Consider the following 17,865-nt stretch of genomic DNA (forward strand, 5'->3'; position numbering starts at 1 on the left):
ATGGGTATTAGAAAATACAAACCTTATACACCTTCCAGAAGACATATGACGGCTTCTACTTTTGAGGAAATCACAAAATCAACACCTGAAAAATCCTTAGTAGTAGCAATCAAAAAGAACTCAGGAAGAAACAATCAAGGTAAAATAACAGTGAGACACCGTGGCGGTGGCGCTAAAATGAAATACAGAATCATAGATTTCAAGAGAAATAAAGACGGAGTGCCGGCTAAAGTGGCTTCTATCGAGTACGATCCAAATCGTACAGCTAACATTGCATTGCTTCAATATGCAGATGGTGAAAAGAAATACATTCTTGCACCGGTAGGCCTTAAAGTTGGATCAACTTTAATGAGTGGCGCAGATGCAGAAGTAAAAACAGGAAACGCATTACCACTCATCAACATTCCTGTAGGTTCACAAGTACATAACATTGAGATGAAGCCAGGCAAAGGCGGACAACTTGTACGTTCAGCCGGTAATGTAGCACAACTTATGGCAAAAGAAGGTAAGTTTGCAACACTACGTTTACCATCCGGTGAAATGAGAATGGTACCTAGCGAATGTAGAGCAACCATCGGTCAAGTTGGTAATGTTGATCATGAGCTTATTACTATAGGTAAAGCAGGACGTAAACGTCATATGGGTATTCGCCCAACAGTACGTGGTTCTGTAATGAACCCTTGTGACCATCCACATGGTGGTGGTGAAGGTAAATCACCAATCGGACGTCCAAGTCCAATGACACCTTGGGGTAAACCAGCTCTTGGTCTTAAGACAAGGAAGAAAAACAAACATTCTAACAAATATATCGTAAGAAAACGTGGCAGTAATAAATAGTCACTCATCCATATCGATTAATGCAAAAGGAGGCTTTATAAATGGCTCGTTCATTGAAAAAAGGACCATTTATTGATGGGCACCTGCTTAAAAAAGTAGAGGCACTCAATGAAACCGATAGCAAGCAAGTTATTAAAACTTGGTCAAGACGTTCCACTGTATTCCCTGAGATGGTTGGACATACAATCGCCGTGCATGACGGTAGAAAACATGTACCTGTATACATCAGTGAAGACATGGTTGGTCATAAACTCGGAGAATTCGTTTTAACCAGAACCTTTAGAGGACATGGCAAAGACGAAAAGAAATCAAAAGTACGTTAATTATATGTACGAAAGGAGGCACTTTTAGATGGCTAAAGGACATAGAAGTCAGATTAAACGTGAAAGAAATGCAAATACGGATAACAGAGCGAAAGCTAAAGTATCTTTTGCAAGAGTTTCTGACACAAAAGCAAGAATTGTACTAGACACCATAAAAGGTAAAGATGTTGTATCGGCTCTTGGTATATTAGCATTTACACCAAGAAAAGCTGCACGTGTTATAGAGAAATTATTAAGTTCAGCAATAGCAAATGCTGAAAACAATCTTGGACTTGATCCAAACAACTTATACATTCAAGAGACATTTGCTAATAAAGGACCAACACTTAAGAGAATCAGACCTAGAGCTCAAGGTAGAGCTTTTAGAATTCAAAAAAGAACCAGTCACATCACGATTATCTTAAACGAAAGGTAAAGGAGGTAAGGCATGGGACAAAAAGTTAATCCACACGGCTTAAGAGTCGGTATCATCAAGGATTGGGATTCAAGATGGTATGCCGAGAAAAATTTTTCAGATCTTCTGGTAGAAGACTTTAATCTTAGAAAATTTTTAAAGAAAAAACTATACTCTGCAGGTATCTCAAAAATCGAAATTGAAAGAGCATCTGAGAGAGTTAAAGTGAACATTCATACTGCTAAACCTGGTATCGTAATCGGTAGAGGTGGAACAGCCATTGATGAGACTAAAAAAGAAGTAGAAGCTATGGTAACAGGAAAAGTGATTGTCAACATCGTTGAAGTCAAAAGACCTGAGAAAACTTCACAACTGGTAGCTGAAAACGTAGCACTTCAATTGGAGAACCGTGTATCATTTAGAAGAGCTATGAAACAAGTTATGGGACGCGCATTAAAATCAGGCGCAAAAGGAATCAAGGTACAATGTTCAGGACGTTTGGGTGGCGCAGAAATGGCGCGAGTTGAAAGCTACAACGAAGGAAACATTCCTCTTCAAACCCTTAGAGCTGACATTGATTATGGATTCGCTGAAGCAGATACAACTTACGGCAAGATTGGCGTAAAAGTATGGATTTGCCACGGTGAAGTTCTTCCTAAGAAAGCGAACAAAGGAGGAAAAGAATAATGTTAATGCCAAAAAGAGTAAAAAGACGTAAGCAATTCCGTGGACGTATGACCGGTAAGGCCACTCGCGGTAACCAAATCATCTACGGAGAGTTTGGTATTGTAGCAATGGAAGCTGCTTGGGTACGTTCCAATCAAATAGAATCAGCCCGTGTTGCCATGACACGTTACATCAAGCGTGGTGGTAAAGTTTGGATTAAGATTTTCCCAGACAAGCCTGTAACTACTAAACCAGCAGAAACTCGTATGGGTTCTGGTAAAGGTTCACCTGAGTATTGGGTTGCGGTTGTAAAACCGGGACGCGTTATGTTTGAACTTGCAGGAGTTCCAGAAGAGACAGCTAGAGAAGCCCTAAGACTTGCAATGCACAAGTTGCCATTGAAATGTAAAATTGTTTCTCGCGCAGATTTAGAAGGCGGTGAATAATTGTGAAGTCAGCAAAATATTTAGAAGAGTTAAGAAATAAGTCAGCAGCTGAATTACAAGAAGCATTGGTACTTGCAAAGAAGGAATTATTCAACTTAAGATTCCAAAATGCAACCAACCAATTAGAGAATACAGCTCGCATCACAGCAGTAAGAAAAAATATTGCAAAGATCCAAACAATTATTGCTGAGCAATTGCAAGCAGCTAAGTAATGATCTCGAAAGGAGGCATTGTTGTGACAGAAAGAAATCTTAGAAAAGTAAGAACCGGACGTGTTGTCAGTGACAAAATGGATAAAACAGTTGTTGTAGCCATTGAAGGAACTGTAAAACATCCACTATATCACAAAGTAGTAAAAAGAACATATAAGCTTAAGGCTCATGATGAAAACAATGAGTGTGAAGTTGGCGATAGAGTAAAAGTGATGGAAACCAAGCCAATCTCAAAAGACAAGAGATGGCGTTTAGTGGAAATCATCGAGAAAGCAAAATAGTATTCCCGAAAGGAGGTTTTCAGCATGATTCAACAAGAATCGAGACTTAAAGTAGCTGATAATACAGGTGCCAAAGAAATCCTATGCATTCGTGTACTGGGAGGATCCACTAGAAGATATGCTAGTGTTGGTGATGTGATTGTTGCTACCGTTAAAGATGCAACACCAGGTGGCGTTGTAAAAAAAGGTGACGTTGTTAAAGCCGTTGTCGTAAGAACAGTAAAAGAAATCAGACGTAAAGATGGTTCATATATAAGATTTGATCAAAACGCAGCAGTTGTGCTAAAAGATGATGGTACTCCAAGAGGTACACGTATCTTTGGTCCTGTGGCAAGAGAACTTCGTGAGAAGAAGTATATGAAAATCTTATCACTAGCACCAGAAGTATTATAAGGAGGTGTACACATGTCAAAGATGAAACTTAAAACCGGCGATACTGTAAAAGTAATCACTGGTAAGGATAAAGGCAAAGAAGGCAAAATCTTAGATGTCAACAGCAAGTCAGGTCGTGTATTGGTTGAAGGCATCAACAAAGCAACTAAGCATACAAAGCCTAGTGCAGCTAATCAACAAGGTGGTATCATTCACAAAGAAGCCATGATTGATGCTTCTAATGTAATGTATATGCACAAAGGTAAGCCGACCAAACTTGGCGCAGTTGTTTCTACGGTTGAGCGTAACGGCAAAACCAAAACTGTACGTAAACGTGTAGCTAAAACTACCGGTGAAGTCGTCGACAAATAATCGAAAGGAGGTCCATTCAATTGAGTAGACTTATTGATACTTACAGAAATGAAATCGTTGAAGGTATGATGAAAAAATTCAACTATACAAATAAATTACAAGTGCCAAAGATTGAAAAAATCGTCATCAATATGGGTGTCGGTGAAGCTAAAGAAAATCAAAAAGCTATGGATTCTGCAGTTAGTGATCTTACAATCATTGCAGGTCAAAAGCCACTTGTAACAAAAGCAAAAAAATCAGTAGCTGCCTTTAAATTAAGAGAAGGTATGAACATTGGTACGAAAGTAACCCTTCGTGGCAAAAGAATGTATGAATTCCTAGACCGTCTTGTTAACCTATCTCTACCACGTGTTCGTGACTTTAGAGGTGTTAACCCTAACTCTTTCGATGGCAGGGGTAACTATGCAATGGGCATTAAGGAACAACTTATTTTCCCGGAGATCGAATATGACAAGATCGACAAAATCAGAGGTATGGATATCATCATTGTTACAACTGCTAACACAGATGAAGAAGCTAGAGAGCTACTAACTCAATTCGGAATGCCTTTCAGAAAATAAAGGAGGTAATAATCAATGGCTAAAACGTCAATGAAGGTTAAACAACAACGTAAACCAAAATTCTCCACACAAGCTTACACCCGTTGCAGACTTTGCGGAAGACCTCATAGTGTATTGAAAAAATACGGCATATGCAGAATCTGCTTTAGAGAACTTGCATACAAAGGACAAATCCCCGGTGTTAAAAAAGCTAGTTGGTAAACAACATATAGGAAGGAGGCAATTATCATGACAATGAGTGATCCTATTGCAGATATGCTTACAAGAATTAGAAACGGTAACACAGCAAAGCATGACGTTGTAAAAGTTCCATCATCAAAGATGAAACTTGCTGTTGTTGATATATTAGTAAAAGAAGGTTATATCAAAAACTATAAGATTATAGCGGATGGCGCTTTCAAGGCAATTAGAATTGAACTTAAATATGGTGCGGATAAAAACGAAAAAGTTATTTCCGGTATCAAGAAGATATCAAAGCCAGGACTTAGAGTTTATGCAAGTAAAGATGAATTACCATCAGTGCTTGGTGGCCTTGGTACAGCAATTATATCAACAAATAAAGGTCTTATTACAGACAAAGAAGCTAGAAAACTTAATGTAGGTGGCGAGGTTATCGCATTTATCTGGTAAACCACCGTAAATGTAACCTAGCACCATAAAGATTTTCTAAAGGACTAGAAATTAACTTTAAACTATGATAATCTGTTTAAGACTGTCAATAGATGCTTGAAGATGTATAGAATACATACAAGGGTCTGATTAGGTGAAAAGATAGTTTCAAAGTAGAAGCTGTTTTAATTTAACCGTAAGGAGGAAAAAAGAATGTCACGTATTGGAAGATTACCAATTACTGTGCCGGCTGGTGTTGATGTTACAATTACAAAAGAGAATTTTGTAACGGTAAAAGGCCCAAAAGGGACAATAGAAAAACAAGTACCAAAAGAAATGGAATTAAAACTTGAAGGTTCAGAAATCGTGGTCACAAGACCTAGTGAACAAAAAAAGATGAAATCATTACATGGACTTACAAGAACGTTAGTCTTTAATATGGTTGAAGGTGTAACGAATGGTTACACAAAAGTACTCGAGATCAATGGTGTCGGATATAGAGCTAAAAAAGACGGTAAAAAACTTGACCTAAGTTTAGGTTATAGTCATCCTGTTGTTATGGAAGATCCAGAAGGTATTGAATCAGTGGTTGAAGGTAATAAAATTACCATTAGCGGGATCAGCAAAGAAAAAGTTGGTCAATACGCAGCCGAAATCAGATTCAAAAGACCACCAGAGCCCTATAAAGGCAAAGGTATCAAGTACATTGATGAAGTTATCAAACGTAAAGAAGGAAAAGCTGGTAAGTCCTAGGCTAAGCCTTAGGCCTATATAAGCGCCTTTAATATGAAATTGATGATTCACAGGACAACTTTCATAATAAAATTGACAAAGGGGTGAAATCCAAATGATTAAGAAAATATCCAGACAAGCAGTTCGTGTTAAAAAACACTTGAAAATAAGAAACAAAATTTCAGGTACTCCTGCTAGACCAAGATTAGCTGTTTATAGAAGTAATTCACACATCTATGCTCAGATAATTGATGATGTTAAGGGCAACACACTCGTTGCAGCTTCAACTGTAGAAAAGGCAATTAAGGAGACATTGGAAAAAACCAACGATATAACCGCAGCCAAAGCTGTTGGTGATGCTGTTGCAAAAAAAGCAATCGAAAAAGGCATCGACGCTGTTGTTTTTGACCGTGGTGGGTATATTTACCATGGCAAGATCAAGGCATTAGCTGACGCAGCTCGAGAAGCTGGGTTAAAATTCTAAGTAAGGAGGTTGACACATGAAGCGAAACATTATAGATTTTAATGGCTTAGAACTTAAAGAAAAAGTCGTAACCATTAAACGTGTAACTAAGGTTGTAAAAGGTGGACGTAACTTCAGATTCACAGCGACAGTTGTTGTTGGAGATGAAAACGGACATGTTGGTGCCGGCATGGGTAAAGCTGTGGAAATTCCAGAAGCAATCCGTAAAGGTATAGAAGATGCAAAGAAAAAAATGATCGAAATTCCACTAGATGAAAACAACAGCATACCACATGACTGGTTAGGGAAATTCGGAAGTGCCTCAGTTCTATTAAAAAGAGCACCTGAAGGTACCGGTGTTATAGCTGGTGGTCCTGCACGTGCCGTACTTGAGCTTGCAGGTATTAAAAACATCAGAACAAAATCCCTTGGTTCAAACAATAAGGCAAATCTTGTTGCTGCAACCATTACAGGACTTAGTCAATTGAAAACACCAGAGCAAGTAGCCAATCTTCGCGGTAAAACAGTAGAAGAAGTATTAGGTTAGGAGGGAACCAAGATGGCAGATAAATTAAAAATTACTTTAGTTAAATCGACAATTGGCGCCAAACCTAAACACAAGTTAACTGCTGAAGCATTAGGCCTAACAAAGCTTAATAAAACAGTAGAACAAAGTGACAATGCGGCAATTAGAGGTATGATTCAGTCGATCGTACACTTAGTAAAAGTTGAAGAAGTTTAGTCGAAAAAACAATAAGGAGGTGTAACCGACATGAATTTAACAGATTTAAGACCTGTAGCAGGTTCAAAAAAGAAGAAATTCATAAAAGGTAGAGGTCACGGTTCTGGAAACGGTAAGTTTGCAGGTAGAGGTCGTGATGGTCAGAATTCACGTTCAGGCGGGGGTACTAGACCAGGCTTTGAAGGTGGACAAATGCCTTTATATAGACGTCTTCCCAAAAGAGGATTCCATTGTCTGAACTCAAAAGACATTGTTGCCATCAATTTGGACGCTTTAAATGTATTTAGAGCAGGATCCGTGATCACAGTTGAAAAATTACAAGAAAAAGGAATTATTAATAACCCACGTGACGGTGTCAAAATCTTAGGAGATGGAGAATTAACTAAGAAATTGACGGTTCAAGTGAATGCTTTTAGTAAATCAGCCATTGAGAAAATTGAGGCTGCTGGTGGGAAAGCAGAGGTGGTATAATTGTTTAAGACACTTCGAGATGCTTTTAAAGTAGAAGACTTAAGAAAAAGAATACTGTTTACATTTTTCATGTTATTTGCTATACGTTCAGGTGCTGCCATTCCTATCCCAGGGATTGACAGCCGTGGTATCCTAGAATACTTTAATAACAACAGTGAAGGACTTCTAGGGATGTTTGATGCTTTTTCAGGTGGTGCATTCAAGAACATGACTATTTTTGCTCTTGGTATCATCCCTTACATCAACTCATCCATCATCATGAACCTTCTTACAATTGCGATTCCAGCACTTGAAGAAATGCAAAAAGACGGTGAAGACGGTAGGAAAAAAATTGCGAAAATTACAAGATACGCAACGATTGGATTCGCAGTGATTCAAGCAACTGCTATTAGCATCGGATTTAGAAGTTATTTTGTTGACTACAGCTTCTGGTCAGTCATCGCAGCCATTGTTACTATGACGGCTGGTACGGCTTTCTTGATGTGGTGTGGTGAAAAAATCACTGAAAACGGCGTAGGTAACGGTATATCACTTATTATCACCGTGAATATCTTATCAGGTCTTGGTAGTGGCGCTTTAACATTATACGAGTTATTTATGAGCAGTGAAGTGGTAAAAGCAATTACGCTTTTGGTTGTTTTCTTTTTAATGATCGTGTTTGTTGTCTTAATCCAATTGGGTGAAAGACGCATACCCGTTCAGTATGCAAAAAGGGTTCAAGGACGTAAGGTGTATGGTGGGCAATCAACACACATACCTATGAAAGTAAACATGGCTGGTGTTATTCCGGTTATATTTGCATCATCCTTATTACAATTTCCTGCGACCATTACTTCTTTTATCACAGCAAGCCCAACGGGTTGGTGGGGTAAAACTTTAGAAGTCATTAGCATCAGTAACCCCTATGGTGCAGCAATATACTTTGTACTTATTATTGCATTTGCTTATTTCTATACAGCCATAACATTTAATCCTTATGATGTGGCAAATAATATGAAAAAAAATGGTGGTTTTATACCTGGGATTCGTCCTGGTAAGCCAACCGTAGAATATTTATCAAAAGTGCTTAGTAGACTTGTATTGATTGGTGCTGTGATGCTTGGTATTATAGCATTAGCCCCTGTTGGGTTAACCGCAGTTACCAAAATTCAATTGAATTTTGGTGGTACCTCACTGATCATCGTAGCCGGTGTTGCACTTGAAACTGTTAAGCAGGTTCAGTCACAGCTTGTCATGAGACATTACAAAGGTTTCTTAGGATAAGATCGATTATAAAGTTTTTGAATAGCTTCAATTCGGCTAAGAGAAGAGGGTATGGATTATTACATACTTCCTTTTAGTCGATTTAGAAGCATTCATCTATTCACTGATAAACGAGTACTTTGATGCAAGTTGAGCATCTGCTCAATAAGTATCTAAAGGAGGTATATGATGAAGATAATTATGTTAGGCGCACCTGGTGCCGGCAAAGGAACTCAAGCAAAGAAATTATCAACCAAATACAGCATTCCACATATTTCTACAGGTGATATATTTAGAGCGAATATCAAAGGTGAGACTGAACTTGGATTAAAAGCAAAAAGCTTTATGGATCAAGGTTTATTAGTTCCAGATGCTTTGGTTGTAGATCTTGTAGCAGACCGTATCGTAGAAGATGACTGTGCGAATGGATTTGTATTAGATGGTTTCCCAAGAACCATACCTCAAGCAGAAAGCTTGGATGCTGCTCTAGAAAAAATGGGCACTTCTATGGACTATGCTATTGATGTGGATGTTCCGGATGATGTTATTGTAAAAAGAATGTCTGGCAGAAGAGCATGCGTAAAATGTGGTGCAACTTACCACACAGTATATATTGCACCAAAAGTTGACGGTATCTGTGATGTATGTGGCAGTGAGCTGATTCTAAGAGATGATGATCAGCCGGAAACTGTACTTAAAAGATTAGGTGTCTACCACGAACAAACCCAACCACTGATTGAATACTATACAAACAAAGGCATATTAAAAACAGTGGACGGAACTCAAGACATAGATGTGATTTTTGAATCCATATGTGAAATTGTAGGTGCGTAGTAGATGGCAATATTAATTAAAAGCGATTCAGAAATTGAGATTATGCGACAAGCTAACGCCATTGTAGCTAAAGCCCACGAATTAGTGGCAAAGGCTATACGGCCTGGTGTGTCAACTTATGAGCTTGATAGGATTGCTGAAGACTTCATACGAAGTCAAAATGCTACCCCTTCTTTTCTAGGTTATGGTGGTTTCCCCGCTTCTATATGTACTTCCGTTAATGAAGCTGTTGTTCATGGTATTCCCAGTAAACAACAGATTATAGAAAACGGCGACGTTTTAAGTGTTGATATTGGCGCTTATTTTAATGGTTATCATGGCGATGCAGCTAGAAGCTATGCTGTGGGCCAGGCATCTGAGGATGCAATCAAACTCATTGAAGTAACGCAAGCAAGTTTCTTTGAAGGTATTAAGTACGCTAAGCCCGGTGCTCATTTACATGAAATATCAGCTGCCATTCAGAATTTTGTGGAGGCTCATGGTTTTTCAGTTGTAAGAGATCTGGTCGGTCATGGTATTGGTAAAGATTTACATGAAGAACCTCAAATACCTAACTATAAGCCCATCGGACGCGGACCGAAACTTCAAAAAGGTATGGTACTTGCCATTGAACCAATGGTTAACGCTGGACGATATAATGTTCGAACTTTAAGTGATGACTGGACAGTTGTGACTTTGGACGGATCATTATCTGCCCACTATGAAAATACAATACTGATTACGGATACAGGTTGTGAATTGCTGACGGTTTTGAATCAAGGTGAGCATAATGAAAAATTTTGAACTTGGTCAAATAGTTAAATCTACTGCAGGTCGAGATTGCGGTGAGCTTTTTATTATTTTAGACATTGAAGAAGCTTATGTGTACATAGCAGACGGAAAACGCAGACGTATCGAGTCTCCCAAAAAGAAGAAATTAAAACATCTTCAAATCACCTATATGATATCAGAAGAAATTGCCGGTAAATTAAAGCACAACGAAAAAATCACCAATGCCGATATCAGAAATAATTTAAAAGATTATCAACAAACCCTAGAATAAGCCTAATTAGGAGGTAGACCATGTCAAAAAAAGACGTAATAGAAGTTGAAGGTAAAGTTAAAGAAAAATTACCTAATGCCATGTTTCAAGTTGAGCTTGAAAACGGTCATGTTATTTTAGCTCACATATCCGGAAAACTCAGAATGCACTATATCAGAATTTTACCAGGTGACAAAGTGACCATAGAGATGTCACCCTATGATTTGACAAAAGGTAGAATTATCTGGCGCGACAAATAAATGAATAGCCCTAGATTTCGATCATAGATCAAGGAAGGAGTACCAAAATGAAAGTAAGAGCTTCAGTAAAACCAATTTGTGAAAAATGTAAAGTTATCAAAAGAAACGGAAGAATCAGAGTTATCTGTGAGAATCCAAAGCATAAGCAAAAACAAGGGTGATTATAACGCTTGTAAAAGAAGATATCTGACTTAAGCACATTATTAAGTGGGTTTAGGTGCATATATAAGAACGGCTACAAATTTAGACTTGTACTATTGGTCAGAATGTTATATAATATCTAATTGTGATGTTTATACAGACTAATGAACAGAAACCACCAGGACATGTTGTGTAAACAATTGAACCTTGTTCCTTAATCAGGGTGAAATTGGATGAAGCGAAGGTACTAGGTGGCTAGTCTAATGAGATGAGAATATGATTCAGTACTTTATAGAATGAGAGTTGCATTGAATAAAGAATTGAATGGTATTGAGACCAAAGGTGACAAAAGAAGTCTTTTACAGACCAAACATTGTTACCGACCTATCAAATTTAATGGAGGTGTACAGAAAACATGGCTCGTATTGCTGGTGTTGACTTACCTAGAGAAAAACGTGTAGAAGTTGGTTTGACGTATATTTATGGAATTGGAAGACCAACGGCTGAGAAAATCGTAAAAGAAGCAGGAATTAGTATTGATACAAGAGTAAGAGATTTAACCGATGCTGAAGTAGGTACTCTACGTGAGATTATCGAAAAAACAGCACAAGTTGAAGGTGATCTTAGAAGAGAAATCGCTCTTAATATTAAGAGATTAATGGAAATCGGATGTTATCGTGGTATTCGTCATAGAAGAGGTCTTCCTGTTAGAGGACAAAAAACTAAAACGAATGCAAGAACTAGAAAAGGTCCACGTAGAACAGTAGCTAACAAGAAAAAATAGTTGTAAGGAGGCTTAGTAATGGCAAAAATAGTCAAAAGAACGGCTAAAAAGCGTGTAAAAAAACATGTTGATCGTGGACAAGCACATATTCAATCTACGTTTAACAATACAATAGTAACCTTGACAGATGCACAAGGGAATACATTATCATGGGCAAGTGCCGGCGGTTTAGGTTTTAGAGGCTCAAGAAAAAATACACCTTATGCAGCTCAAATGGCAGCAGAAACAGCAGCAAAAGCAGCTATGGTTCACGGTCTTAAGACAGTTGAAGTCATGGTTAAAGGTCCTGGTTCAGGTAGAGAAGCAGCAATAAGAGCGCTTCAAGCAGCAGGTCTTGATGTAACTAGTATTAAGGATGTGACGCCAGTTCCTCACAACGGATGTCGTCCACCAAAACGTAGAAGAGTTTAATGGAGGTGTCAATAGATGGCTAGATATACAGGTGCTGTTTGTAGACTTTGCCGTAGAGAAGGCGATAAGCTTTTCCTAAAAGGCGAGAGATGTTACACAGCAAAATGTGCAATGGAACGTAGACCATACGCACCGGGACAACATGGAAACAGAAGAGCGAAAGTCTCTGAATACGGTCTACAATTACGTACAAAGCAAAAAGCAAAAAGAATATATGGTGTTTTAGAAACACAATTTAGAAACTACTATGAAACAGCTGCACATCAAAAAGGCATCACAGGTGAGAACCTATTGGTACTTCTTGAAATGCGTCTTGACAATGTAGCTTATAGAGCAGGTCTTGGTCGTTCAAGAACTGAGGCGAGACAAATTGTTCGTCACAATCATATTCTTGTTAATGGTAAGAAAGTTAACATTCCTTCTTATCAAGTAAAAGTTGGCGATGTGATTACAGTTAAAGAAAAATCACAAAGCACCCAAGGTATGAAGAACATTATCGAAACTACAGCATCAAGATCCGTTACAGAATGGTTAGATGCAGATCTTGAAAACTTTACTGTTAAGATTACAGCTAAACCAGAAAGAGATCAAATCTTGATCCCAGTAGAAGAAACTCTTATTGTCGAGTTATATTCTAAATAATGGTATATATCTGTATAAATATCATTTTATACAGATAAAATGCTTAATCTTTATAAGAGTAAAGTAACCAATCAAAGTTAGGAGGGTCTTGTTAGTGTTTGATTTCGAGAAACCAAGAATTGACATTTTATCAATTTCAGAAGACAACAAACATGGTTCGTTTGTTATTGAACCTCTTGAAAGAGGTTATGGTACGACTTTAGGGAATTCTCTAAGAAGAATCATGCTATCATCTTTACCGGGTGCTTCTGTAAGCAGTATTAAAATCGAAGGCGTACTCCATGAATTTAGTACGATTCCTGGCGTAAAAGAGGATGTTACAGAGATTATTCTTAACATCAAAAGGTTAGCAATTCGTAATAACAGTGATAGTTCAGAGCCAAAAGTAGCGTACATAGAATTTGAAGGTGAAGGTGTCGTTACTGGTGCTGATATTCAAGCAGATCCTGACATAGAAATTGCAAATCCGGATCTACCTATAGCAACTCTTAGTGGTGGATCAGACAGCAAACTTTTCATTGAGCTCACAATCAATAAAGGTAGAGGCTATGTTACGGCTGACAAGAATAAATCTGACGATCAACCAATCGGTGTCATTCCAATTGACTCCATCTACACCCCTGTAGAGCGCGTTAATATTAAGGTGGAAAACACCCGTGTTGGTAATGTTACGGATTATGACAAGTTAACATTAGAAGTATTCACCGATGGCACTTTGTCACCAGATGAAGCAGTTAGTCTAGCAGCCAAAGTACTCAGTGAACACCTAAGCTTATTCATAGATTTATCAGAAAACGCTAAAAATGCAGAAGTTATGGTAGAAAAAGAAGACGATGAAAAAGAAAAAGTGCTTGAAATGAGCATTGATGAACTTGAATTGTCCGTACGTTCCTACAACTGTTTAAAAAGAGCTGGGATTAACACTGTTGAGGAATTAACCAACAGAACCCCTGATGATATGATGAAAGTTAGAAATTTAGGACGCAAATCATTAGAAGAAGTACTTGCTAAGCTTCAAGAATTAGGTTTACAACTTAGACCTGGTGACGAATAAGCAATCTTCTTAAAATACACACTATCTGGAAAAGGAGGCTGTATCCATGCCTGGTTATAGAAAACTTGGGAGAGTATCTTCCCAAAGAAAAGCATTACTAAGAAACCAAGTGACGAATCTTTTGTATCATGGTAAAATCAAAACCACTGATCCAAAAGCTAAAGAAGTTCGTAAGATTGCTGAGAAATTAATCGCAATGGCTGTAAGAGAAAAAGACAACTATACCGAAGTAACAGTTACTCAAAAAGTAGCTAAAAAAACTGCTGACGGTAAGAGGGTCAAAGAAGTCGTTGATGGTAAGAAAGTAACTCAATTTGAAGAAATTCAAAAAGTCATCAGAAAAGACAGTTCAACAAAGCTACATGCTAGAAGAGAGATTTTAAAGGTATTATACCCTGTTACAGAAGTGCCAAAAGAGGCAGCTGGTAAAAAGGCAAATACTAAAAAAGTAGATCTTGCAGAAGTTTTATTTAATGAGATAGCACCAAAATATACAGATCGTAATGGTGGTTACACAAGAATCATCAAAATCGGTCCACGTAAAGGTGACGCTGCAGAAGAAGTAATTCTTGAATTAGTATAATAAACAGGGGTTAAGTGCGCTGCACTTAGCCCTCTTTTTATTCTCTAGGAAAGATTCACAAACACTGTCAGTATGAATAGTTGAGACCCCAATACTTTGGGTGCTGACCTATTTTGCGGACAACAAACGGAAACGGAGTGACAAGAAAATGGTAAAAGCGAATAATTTGATATTTGAATATGTTGCTCATAATGATCGTGGCGAAGTGGAAGGTGTTCACAGAGCCATCGATGACGTCTCCTTTGATGTGAAAAAAGGAGACTTTATTGCTATCTTGGGTCATAATGGCTCAGGAAAATCCACTTTGGCTAAACACTTGAATGCCCTATTAAAACCAAAATCAGGAACTTTGCTTATTAAAAACATGGATACAAAAGATGACCAACACGTTTGGGATATAAGGCAGTCCGCAGGTATGGTTTTTCAAAATCCGGACAACCAGATTATTGCTACTATTGTAGAAGAAGATGTTGCTTTTGGTCCTGAGAATATCGGAATAGAGGCCGGTGAAATAAGAAGAAGAGTGGATATGGCTCTAGAAGTTGTTGAGATGACAGAATATGCAGGACACTCACCCAATAAGCTATCAGGTGGTCAGAAACAACGGATTGCAATAGCTGGCGTACTTGCTATGAAACCGGATTGTATTATTCTAGATGAACCAACAGCCATGTTAGATCCTTCAGGGCGAGAAGAAGTCCTAAAAACTGTACAAAAATTAAATAAAGAGGACAAGATAACGATTATACTCATTACACACTTCATGGAGGAAGCTGTATTGGCGGACCATGTCTATGTTATGGCAGAAGGAAAGATTGCTTTAGATGGTTTACCAAGAGATGTTTTCTCAAAAGTTAAGACGATGAAAGACTTAAAATTAAATGTACCGGAGGTAACGGAACTGGCCTATGAACTTAAACAGGCAGGTATTGATATTCCGACAGATTTATTAACGATCGATGAAATGGTGGAAAGTATATGTCAATTACAATAGAAAATTTGAATTATACATATGGTGTAGATACTGCATTTAGAATGCAAGCTTTAAAGCAGATCAATTTGACAATTAAACCCGGTGAGTTTGTAGGTTTAATTGGACATACCGGATCAGGCAAGTCTACCCTCATACAACAGATCAATGGTATATTGAAACCGGATTCCGGAAGCGTGATAATTGGAGATATATCCATCTTTGATAAAGGTGTGGATCTAAAGAGTATAAGGCAAAAAGTAGGTTTAGTATTTCAATATCCGGAGCATCAATTATTTGAAATGACGGTGTTTAAAGACGTGGCATTTGGTCCGACGAATATGAAGCTTGAAGAGGATGAAATTAAAAAAAGGGTTAAGCATGCATTGGATATCGTTGGTATTGATGAAACCTTATACGAATCCTCACCCTTTGATCTTTCAGGTGGACAAAAAAGACGTGTTGCCATAGCAGGTGTACTTGCGATGATGCCCAAAATACTTATCCTGGACGAGCCGACAGCAGGTCTTGACCCACAGGGTCGCTATGAGATTCTAAATGAGATACAAAACCTACACAAAAGTCTTGGCATTACCGTCATATTGGTTTCACACAGTATGGAAGACATCGCCCGCTATGTTGAACGGGTTGTTGTTATGGATAAAGGAGAGATTAAAATGGATGGTGTTGTCAAAGAGATTTTTAAGGAAACAGAAGCCCTTGAAGCCATGGGTCTTGCTGTACCACAAGTCAGCTACCTTATCCAAGCATTAAACAAACATGGTTTCAATCTATCTGCGGACATCGTTACACTTGAAGAAGCCAAGGATGCTTTAATCACCTTACTTAAAAAATAGTCAGAGCAAAGAGGTAAACACAATGATTAGGGATATAACCATCGGACAATTTTATCCGGCACAGTCAAGGATTCATGATCTGGACCCGCGTACAAAAATTAATGGTACTTTCTTTTTTATACTATCATTATTTATAAACCAGTCTCTTATGACCTATGGCATAGCATTTCTAGCCCTTAGTGCGGTTATTATGACAACAACGATACCGGTACGCTTTATGCTAAAAGGTTTAAAATCCATATTTATCATAATAATGTTAACGATAGTGCTGAATCTATTTTTCACACCGGGCACGACGGTGTTATTGACACTGGGTCGTTTTACAATAACACTTGAAGGTCTTCAAACCGCGTTCTATATGGGCACAAGGCTCATCATGTTGATTATAGGCTCTTCAGTCTTGACGCTGACGACATCACCGATAACATTGACAGATGGCATAGAGGCATTGCTAAAGCCCTTAGAGCGCATCAAGGTACCTGCTCATGAGATTGCCATGATGATGACCATTGCTCTACGATTCATTCCAATTCTATTAGAGGAAACGGATAAAATCATGAAAGCACAACTTGCACGTGGTGCAGATTTTGAAACAGGTGGATTAATAAAAAAAGCAAAAAGCATGGTTCCCTTGTTGGTACCTCTGTTTATATCTTCATTTAGAAGAGCAGATGATCTTGCACTTGCCATGGAAGCAAGATGTTATAGAGGCGGAGAAGGGCGAACCCGTTTAAAGCAACTCAGATATAAAAAAATTGATTTCTGGGCATACAGCATTCTAGCGGTTTATTTGGCTGTTTTTATCGTCATGAGATTGCTATTATAAAAGGAGCGCCATCATGAATTATTACAAGTTAACAGTAGCTTATGACGGTACGAACTACTGTGGTTGGCAAGTACAAAAGAATGATAAAACAATACAAGGTATTATGATGAAAGCAGCCAAGACCTTATTTGGGGAAGAGGTTACCTTAACAGGGGCCAGTAGAACGGACTCTGGGGTTCATGCTAATGGGCAAGTGGTTCTAATGGCAAGCCATAAAGATATGGAGACATATAAAATACCTTTAGCCTTGAACATGCATTTGCCCAGAGACATTGTTGTTACAAAAGCTGAAGAAGTGGATGAAACCTTTCATCCAAGGTATATACCCCATCAAAAAACTTATATATATAGCGTCTATAACGGTCCTCATCATTTACCGAAAGACCAACGTTATAGTATGCACTATCGATATAATCTAAAACTAGAACCGATGGAGGAAGCCGCCAAGTATTTCATCGGTACCCATGATTTTGAAAGTTACAGCTCAATAAAGAAAAGTATAGATCAGACAATTAGAACGATTCATGAGTTGAAGATTACTAAAGAAGGTTCTATGTACCGGTTTAAGATCGTAGGGAACGGTTTTTTATATAATATGGTTAGAATCATGGTAGGAACACTTCTTGAAGTAGGGAATGGCAGAAGAAAACCGGAATCGATTCGAGAGGGTTTGGAAAAAAAATCAAGAAAAGCAGCAGGCAAAACAGCACCGGCAAAAGGTCTGACACTAGAATGCATAGATTACTTACAAGGAGATTAG

General features: G+C 38.1%; 32 protein-coding genes. All 32 read left to right on the forward strand.

Translation table 11 applies throughout. From position 1 onward, the window contains the following. The 32 genes from rplB (at position 1) to truA (ending at position 17,865) form a co-directional block, all read left to right on the forward strand. On the forward strand, positions 1 to 837 hold the full coding sequence (rplB, locus tag PATL70BA_RS12580) for a 50S ribosomal protein L2 (protein ID WP_125137692.1): 837 nt from the start codon (positions 1 to 3) through the stop codon (positions 835 to 837). A 41-nt stretch (positions 838 to 878) separates the two neighbouring features. Then, a complete protein-coding gene (gene rpsS / locus PATL70BA_RS12585) occupies positions 879 to 1,160 on the forward strand; it encodes a 30S ribosomal protein S19 (RefSeq protein WP_125137693.1) in 282 nt (93 codons plus the stop codon). A gap of 28 nt (positions 1,161 to 1,188) precedes the next feature. After that, entirely contained in the window at positions 1,189 to 1,575 is a 387-nt protein-coding gene (rplV, locus tag PATL70BA_RS12590; protein WP_125137694.1) for a 50S ribosomal protein L22, read from the forward strand. Between the two features lie 12 nt (positions 1,576 to 1,587). Continuing rightward, the gene (gene rpsC, locus PATL70BA_RS12595; protein ID WP_125137695.1) at positions 1,588 to 2,241 is read left to right on the forward strand and encodes a 30S ribosomal protein S3; all 654 of its coding nucleotides are present in this window, start codon (positions 1,588 to 1,590) and stop codon (positions 2,239 to 2,241) included. Continuing rightward, positions 2,241 to 2,666, forward strand: coding sequence for a 50S ribosomal protein L16 (gene rplP / locus PATL70BA_RS12600; RefSeq protein ID WP_125137696.1), 426 nt, complete (start codon positions 2,241 to 2,243; stop codon positions 2,664 to 2,666). The genes rpsC and rplP overlap by 1 nt, the downstream gene beginning before the upstream one ends. Before the next feature lie 2 nt (positions 2,667 to 2,668). Next, positions 2,669 to 2,878: a 50S ribosomal protein L29 gene (gene rpmC / locus PATL70BA_RS12605; RefSeq protein WP_125137697.1), complete on the forward strand. Its 210-nt coding sequence runs from the start codon at positions 2,669 to 2,671 to the stop codon at positions 2,876 to 2,878. Beyond that, positions 2,878 to 3,159 carry a 30S ribosomal protein S17 gene (gene rpsQ, locus PATL70BA_RS12610; RefSeq protein ID WP_456299491.1) on the forward strand — a complete coding sequence of 94 codons (282 nt, stop codon included), beginning with the start codon at positions 2,878 to 2,880 and terminating at the stop codon, positions 3,157 to 3,159. The genes rpmC and rpsQ overlap by 1 nt, the downstream gene beginning before the upstream one ends. 24 nt (positions 3,160 to 3,183) lie before the next feature. After that, positions 3,184 to 3,552, forward strand: a complete 369-nt coding sequence (gene rplN, locus PATL70BA_RS12615; protein WP_125137699.1) for a 50S ribosomal protein L14 — start codon at positions 3,184 to 3,186, stop codon at positions 3,550 to 3,552. 12 nt (positions 3,553 to 3,564) lie between these two features. After that, positions 3,565 to 3,903 carry a 50S ribosomal protein L24 gene (gene rplX, locus PATL70BA_RS12620; RefSeq protein ID WP_125137700.1) on the forward strand — a complete coding sequence of 113 codons (339 nt, stop codon included), beginning with the start codon at positions 3,565 to 3,567 and terminating at the stop codon, positions 3,901 to 3,903. Between the two features lie 20 nt (positions 3,904 to 3,923). Further along, positions 3,924 to 4,463: a 50S ribosomal protein L5 gene (rplE, locus tag PATL70BA_RS12625; RefSeq protein ID WP_125137701.1), complete on the forward strand. Its 540-nt coding sequence runs from the start codon at positions 3,924 to 3,926 to the stop codon at positions 4,461 to 4,463. A gap of 15 nt (positions 4,464 to 4,478) precedes the next feature. Further along, on the forward strand, positions 4,479 to 4,664 hold the full coding sequence (locus PATL70BA_RS12630; RefSeq protein WP_125137702.1) for a type Z 30S ribosomal protein S14: 186 nt from the start codon (positions 4,479 to 4,481) through the stop codon (positions 4,662 to 4,664). A 27-nt stretch (positions 4,665 to 4,691) separates the two neighbouring features. Further along, a complete protein-coding gene (gene rpsH, locus PATL70BA_RS12635) occupies positions 4,692 to 5,093 on the forward strand; it encodes a 30S ribosomal protein S8 (protein WP_125137703.1) in 402 nt (133 codons plus the stop codon). A gap of 192 nt (positions 5,094 to 5,285) precedes the next feature. Next, entirely contained in the window at positions 5,286 to 5,825 is a 540-nt protein-coding gene (gene rplF / locus PATL70BA_RS12640) for a 50S ribosomal protein L6 (RefSeq protein WP_125137704.1), read from the forward strand. A gap of 94 nt (positions 5,826 to 5,919) precedes the next feature. Then, positions 5,920 to 6,288 (forward strand): 50S ribosomal protein L18, encoded by a 369-nt coding sequence (gene rplR / locus PATL70BA_RS12645; protein ID WP_125137705.1) that lies wholly within the window; start codon positions 5,920 to 5,922, stop codon positions 6,286 to 6,288. Positions 6,289 to 6,304: 16 nt separating this feature from the next. Then, positions 6,305 to 6,814, forward strand: coding sequence for a 30S ribosomal protein S5 (gene rpsE, locus PATL70BA_RS12650; RefSeq protein WP_125137706.1), 510 nt, complete (start codon positions 6,305 to 6,307; stop codon positions 6,812 to 6,814). A gap of 12 nt (positions 6,815 to 6,826) precedes the next feature. Continuing rightward, positions 6,827 to 7,009: a 50S ribosomal protein L30 gene (gene rpmD, locus PATL70BA_RS12655; protein ID WP_125137707.1), complete on the forward strand. Its 183-nt coding sequence runs from the start codon at positions 6,827 to 6,829 to the stop codon at positions 7,007 to 7,009. A 30-nt stretch (positions 7,010 to 7,039) separates the two neighbouring features. Then, the gene (rplO, locus tag PATL70BA_RS12660) at positions 7,040 to 7,480 is read left to right on the forward strand and encodes a 50S ribosomal protein L15 (protein WP_125137708.1); all 441 of its coding nucleotides are present in this window, start codon (positions 7,040 to 7,042) and stop codon (positions 7,478 to 7,480) included. Then, on the forward strand, positions 7,481 to 8,743 hold the full coding sequence (gene secY, locus PATL70BA_RS12665; RefSeq protein WP_125137709.1) for a preprotein translocase subunit SecY: 1,263 nt from the start codon (positions 7,481 to 7,483) through the stop codon (positions 8,741 to 8,743). It begins immediately after the preceding gene. Positions 8,744 to 8,911: 168 nt separating this feature from the next. Beyond that, positions 8,912 to 9,556 (forward strand): adenylate kinase, encoded by a 645-nt coding sequence (locus tag PATL70BA_RS12670; RefSeq protein WP_125138486.1) that lies wholly within the window; start codon positions 8,912 to 8,914, stop codon positions 9,554 to 9,556. A gap of 3 nt (positions 9,557 to 9,559) precedes the next feature. Further along, positions 9,560 to 10,339: a type I methionyl aminopeptidase gene (map, locus tag PATL70BA_RS12675; RefSeq protein ID WP_125137710.1), complete on the forward strand. Its 780-nt coding sequence runs from the start codon at positions 9,560 to 9,562 to the stop codon at positions 10,337 to 10,339. Next, the gene (locus PATL70BA_RS12680; RefSeq protein WP_125137711.1) at positions 10,326 to 10,598 is read left to right on the forward strand and encodes a KOW domain-containing RNA-binding protein; all 273 of its coding nucleotides are present in this window, start codon (positions 10,326 to 10,328) and stop codon (positions 10,596 to 10,598) included. The genes map and PATL70BA_RS12680 overlap by 14 nt, the downstream gene beginning before the upstream one ends. A gap of 20 nt (positions 10,599 to 10,618) precedes the next feature. Beyond that, positions 10,619 to 10,837 carry a translation initiation factor IF-1 gene (gene infA, locus PATL70BA_RS12685; RefSeq protein WP_125137712.1) on the forward strand — a complete coding sequence of 73 codons (219 nt, stop codon included), beginning with the start codon at positions 10,619 to 10,621 and terminating at the stop codon, positions 10,835 to 10,837. A 47-nt stretch (positions 10,838 to 10,884) separates the two neighbouring features. Further along, positions 10,885 to 10,998 carry a 50S ribosomal protein L36 gene (gene rpmJ, locus PATL70BA_RS12690; RefSeq protein ID WP_125137713.1) on the forward strand — a complete coding sequence of 38 codons (114 nt, stop codon included), beginning with the start codon at positions 10,885 to 10,887 and terminating at the stop codon, positions 10,996 to 10,998. Between the two features lie 395 nt (positions 10,999 to 11,393). Next, positions 11,394 to 11,762, forward strand: coding sequence for a 30S ribosomal protein S13 (rpsM, locus tag PATL70BA_RS12695; protein WP_125137714.1), 369 nt, complete (start codon positions 11,394 to 11,396; stop codon positions 11,760 to 11,762). Positions 11,763 to 11,780: 18 nt separating this feature from the next. After that, positions 11,781 to 12,173 (forward strand): 30S ribosomal protein S11, encoded by a 393-nt coding sequence (gene rpsK / locus PATL70BA_RS12700; protein WP_125137715.1) that lies wholly within the window; start codon positions 11,781 to 11,783, stop codon positions 12,171 to 12,173. Between the two features lie 15 nt (positions 12,174 to 12,188). Then, on the forward strand, positions 12,189 to 12,815 hold the full coding sequence (gene rpsD, locus PATL70BA_RS12705) for a 30S ribosomal protein S4 (protein WP_125137716.1): 627 nt from the start codon (positions 12,189 to 12,191) through the stop codon (positions 12,813 to 12,815). A gap of 94 nt (positions 12,816 to 12,909) precedes the next feature. Beyond that, positions 12,910 to 13,869, forward strand: a complete 960-nt coding sequence (locus tag PATL70BA_RS12710) for a DNA-directed RNA polymerase subunit alpha (protein WP_125137717.1) — start codon at positions 12,910 to 12,912, stop codon at positions 13,867 to 13,869. A 46-nt stretch (positions 13,870 to 13,915) separates the two neighbouring features. Then, positions 13,916 to 14,452, forward strand: a complete 537-nt coding sequence (locus tag PATL70BA_RS12715) for a bL17 family ribosomal protein (RefSeq protein WP_125137718.1) — start codon at positions 13,916 to 13,918, stop codon at positions 14,450 to 14,452. 148 nt (positions 14,453 to 14,600) lie between these two features. Then, positions 14,601 to 15,446 carry an energy-coupling factor transporter ATPase gene (locus tag PATL70BA_RS12720; RefSeq protein ID WP_125137719.1) on the forward strand — a complete coding sequence of 282 codons (846 nt, stop codon included), beginning with the start codon at positions 14,601 to 14,603 and terminating at the stop codon, positions 15,444 to 15,446. After that, positions 15,431 to 16,279: an energy-coupling factor transporter ATPase gene (locus PATL70BA_RS12725; protein ID WP_125137720.1), complete on the forward strand. Its 849-nt coding sequence runs from the start codon at positions 15,431 to 15,433 to the stop codon at positions 16,277 to 16,279. Before PATL70BA_RS12720 ends, PATL70BA_RS12725 begins: the two co-directional genes overlap by 16 nt. A gap of 22 nt (positions 16,280 to 16,301) precedes the next feature. Next, positions 16,302 to 17,105: an energy-coupling factor transporter transmembrane component T family protein gene (locus PATL70BA_RS12730; RefSeq protein WP_125137721.1), complete on the forward strand. Its 804-nt coding sequence runs from the start codon at positions 16,302 to 16,304 to the stop codon at positions 17,103 to 17,105. Positions 17,106 to 17,118: 13 nt separating this feature from the next. Beyond that, the gene (gene truA, locus PATL70BA_RS12735) at positions 17,119 to 17,865 is read left to right on the forward strand and encodes a tRNA pseudouridine(38-40) synthase TruA (RefSeq protein ID WP_125137722.1); all 747 of its coding nucleotides are present in this window, start codon (positions 17,119 to 17,121) and stop codon (positions 17,863 to 17,865) included.

Origin of the sequence: Petrocella atlantisensis (genome assembly GCF_900538275.1) — a bacterium.
Taxonomy (GTDB): Bacteria; Bacillota; Clostridia; order Lachnospirales; family Vallitaleaceae; genus Petrocella; species Petrocella atlantisensis.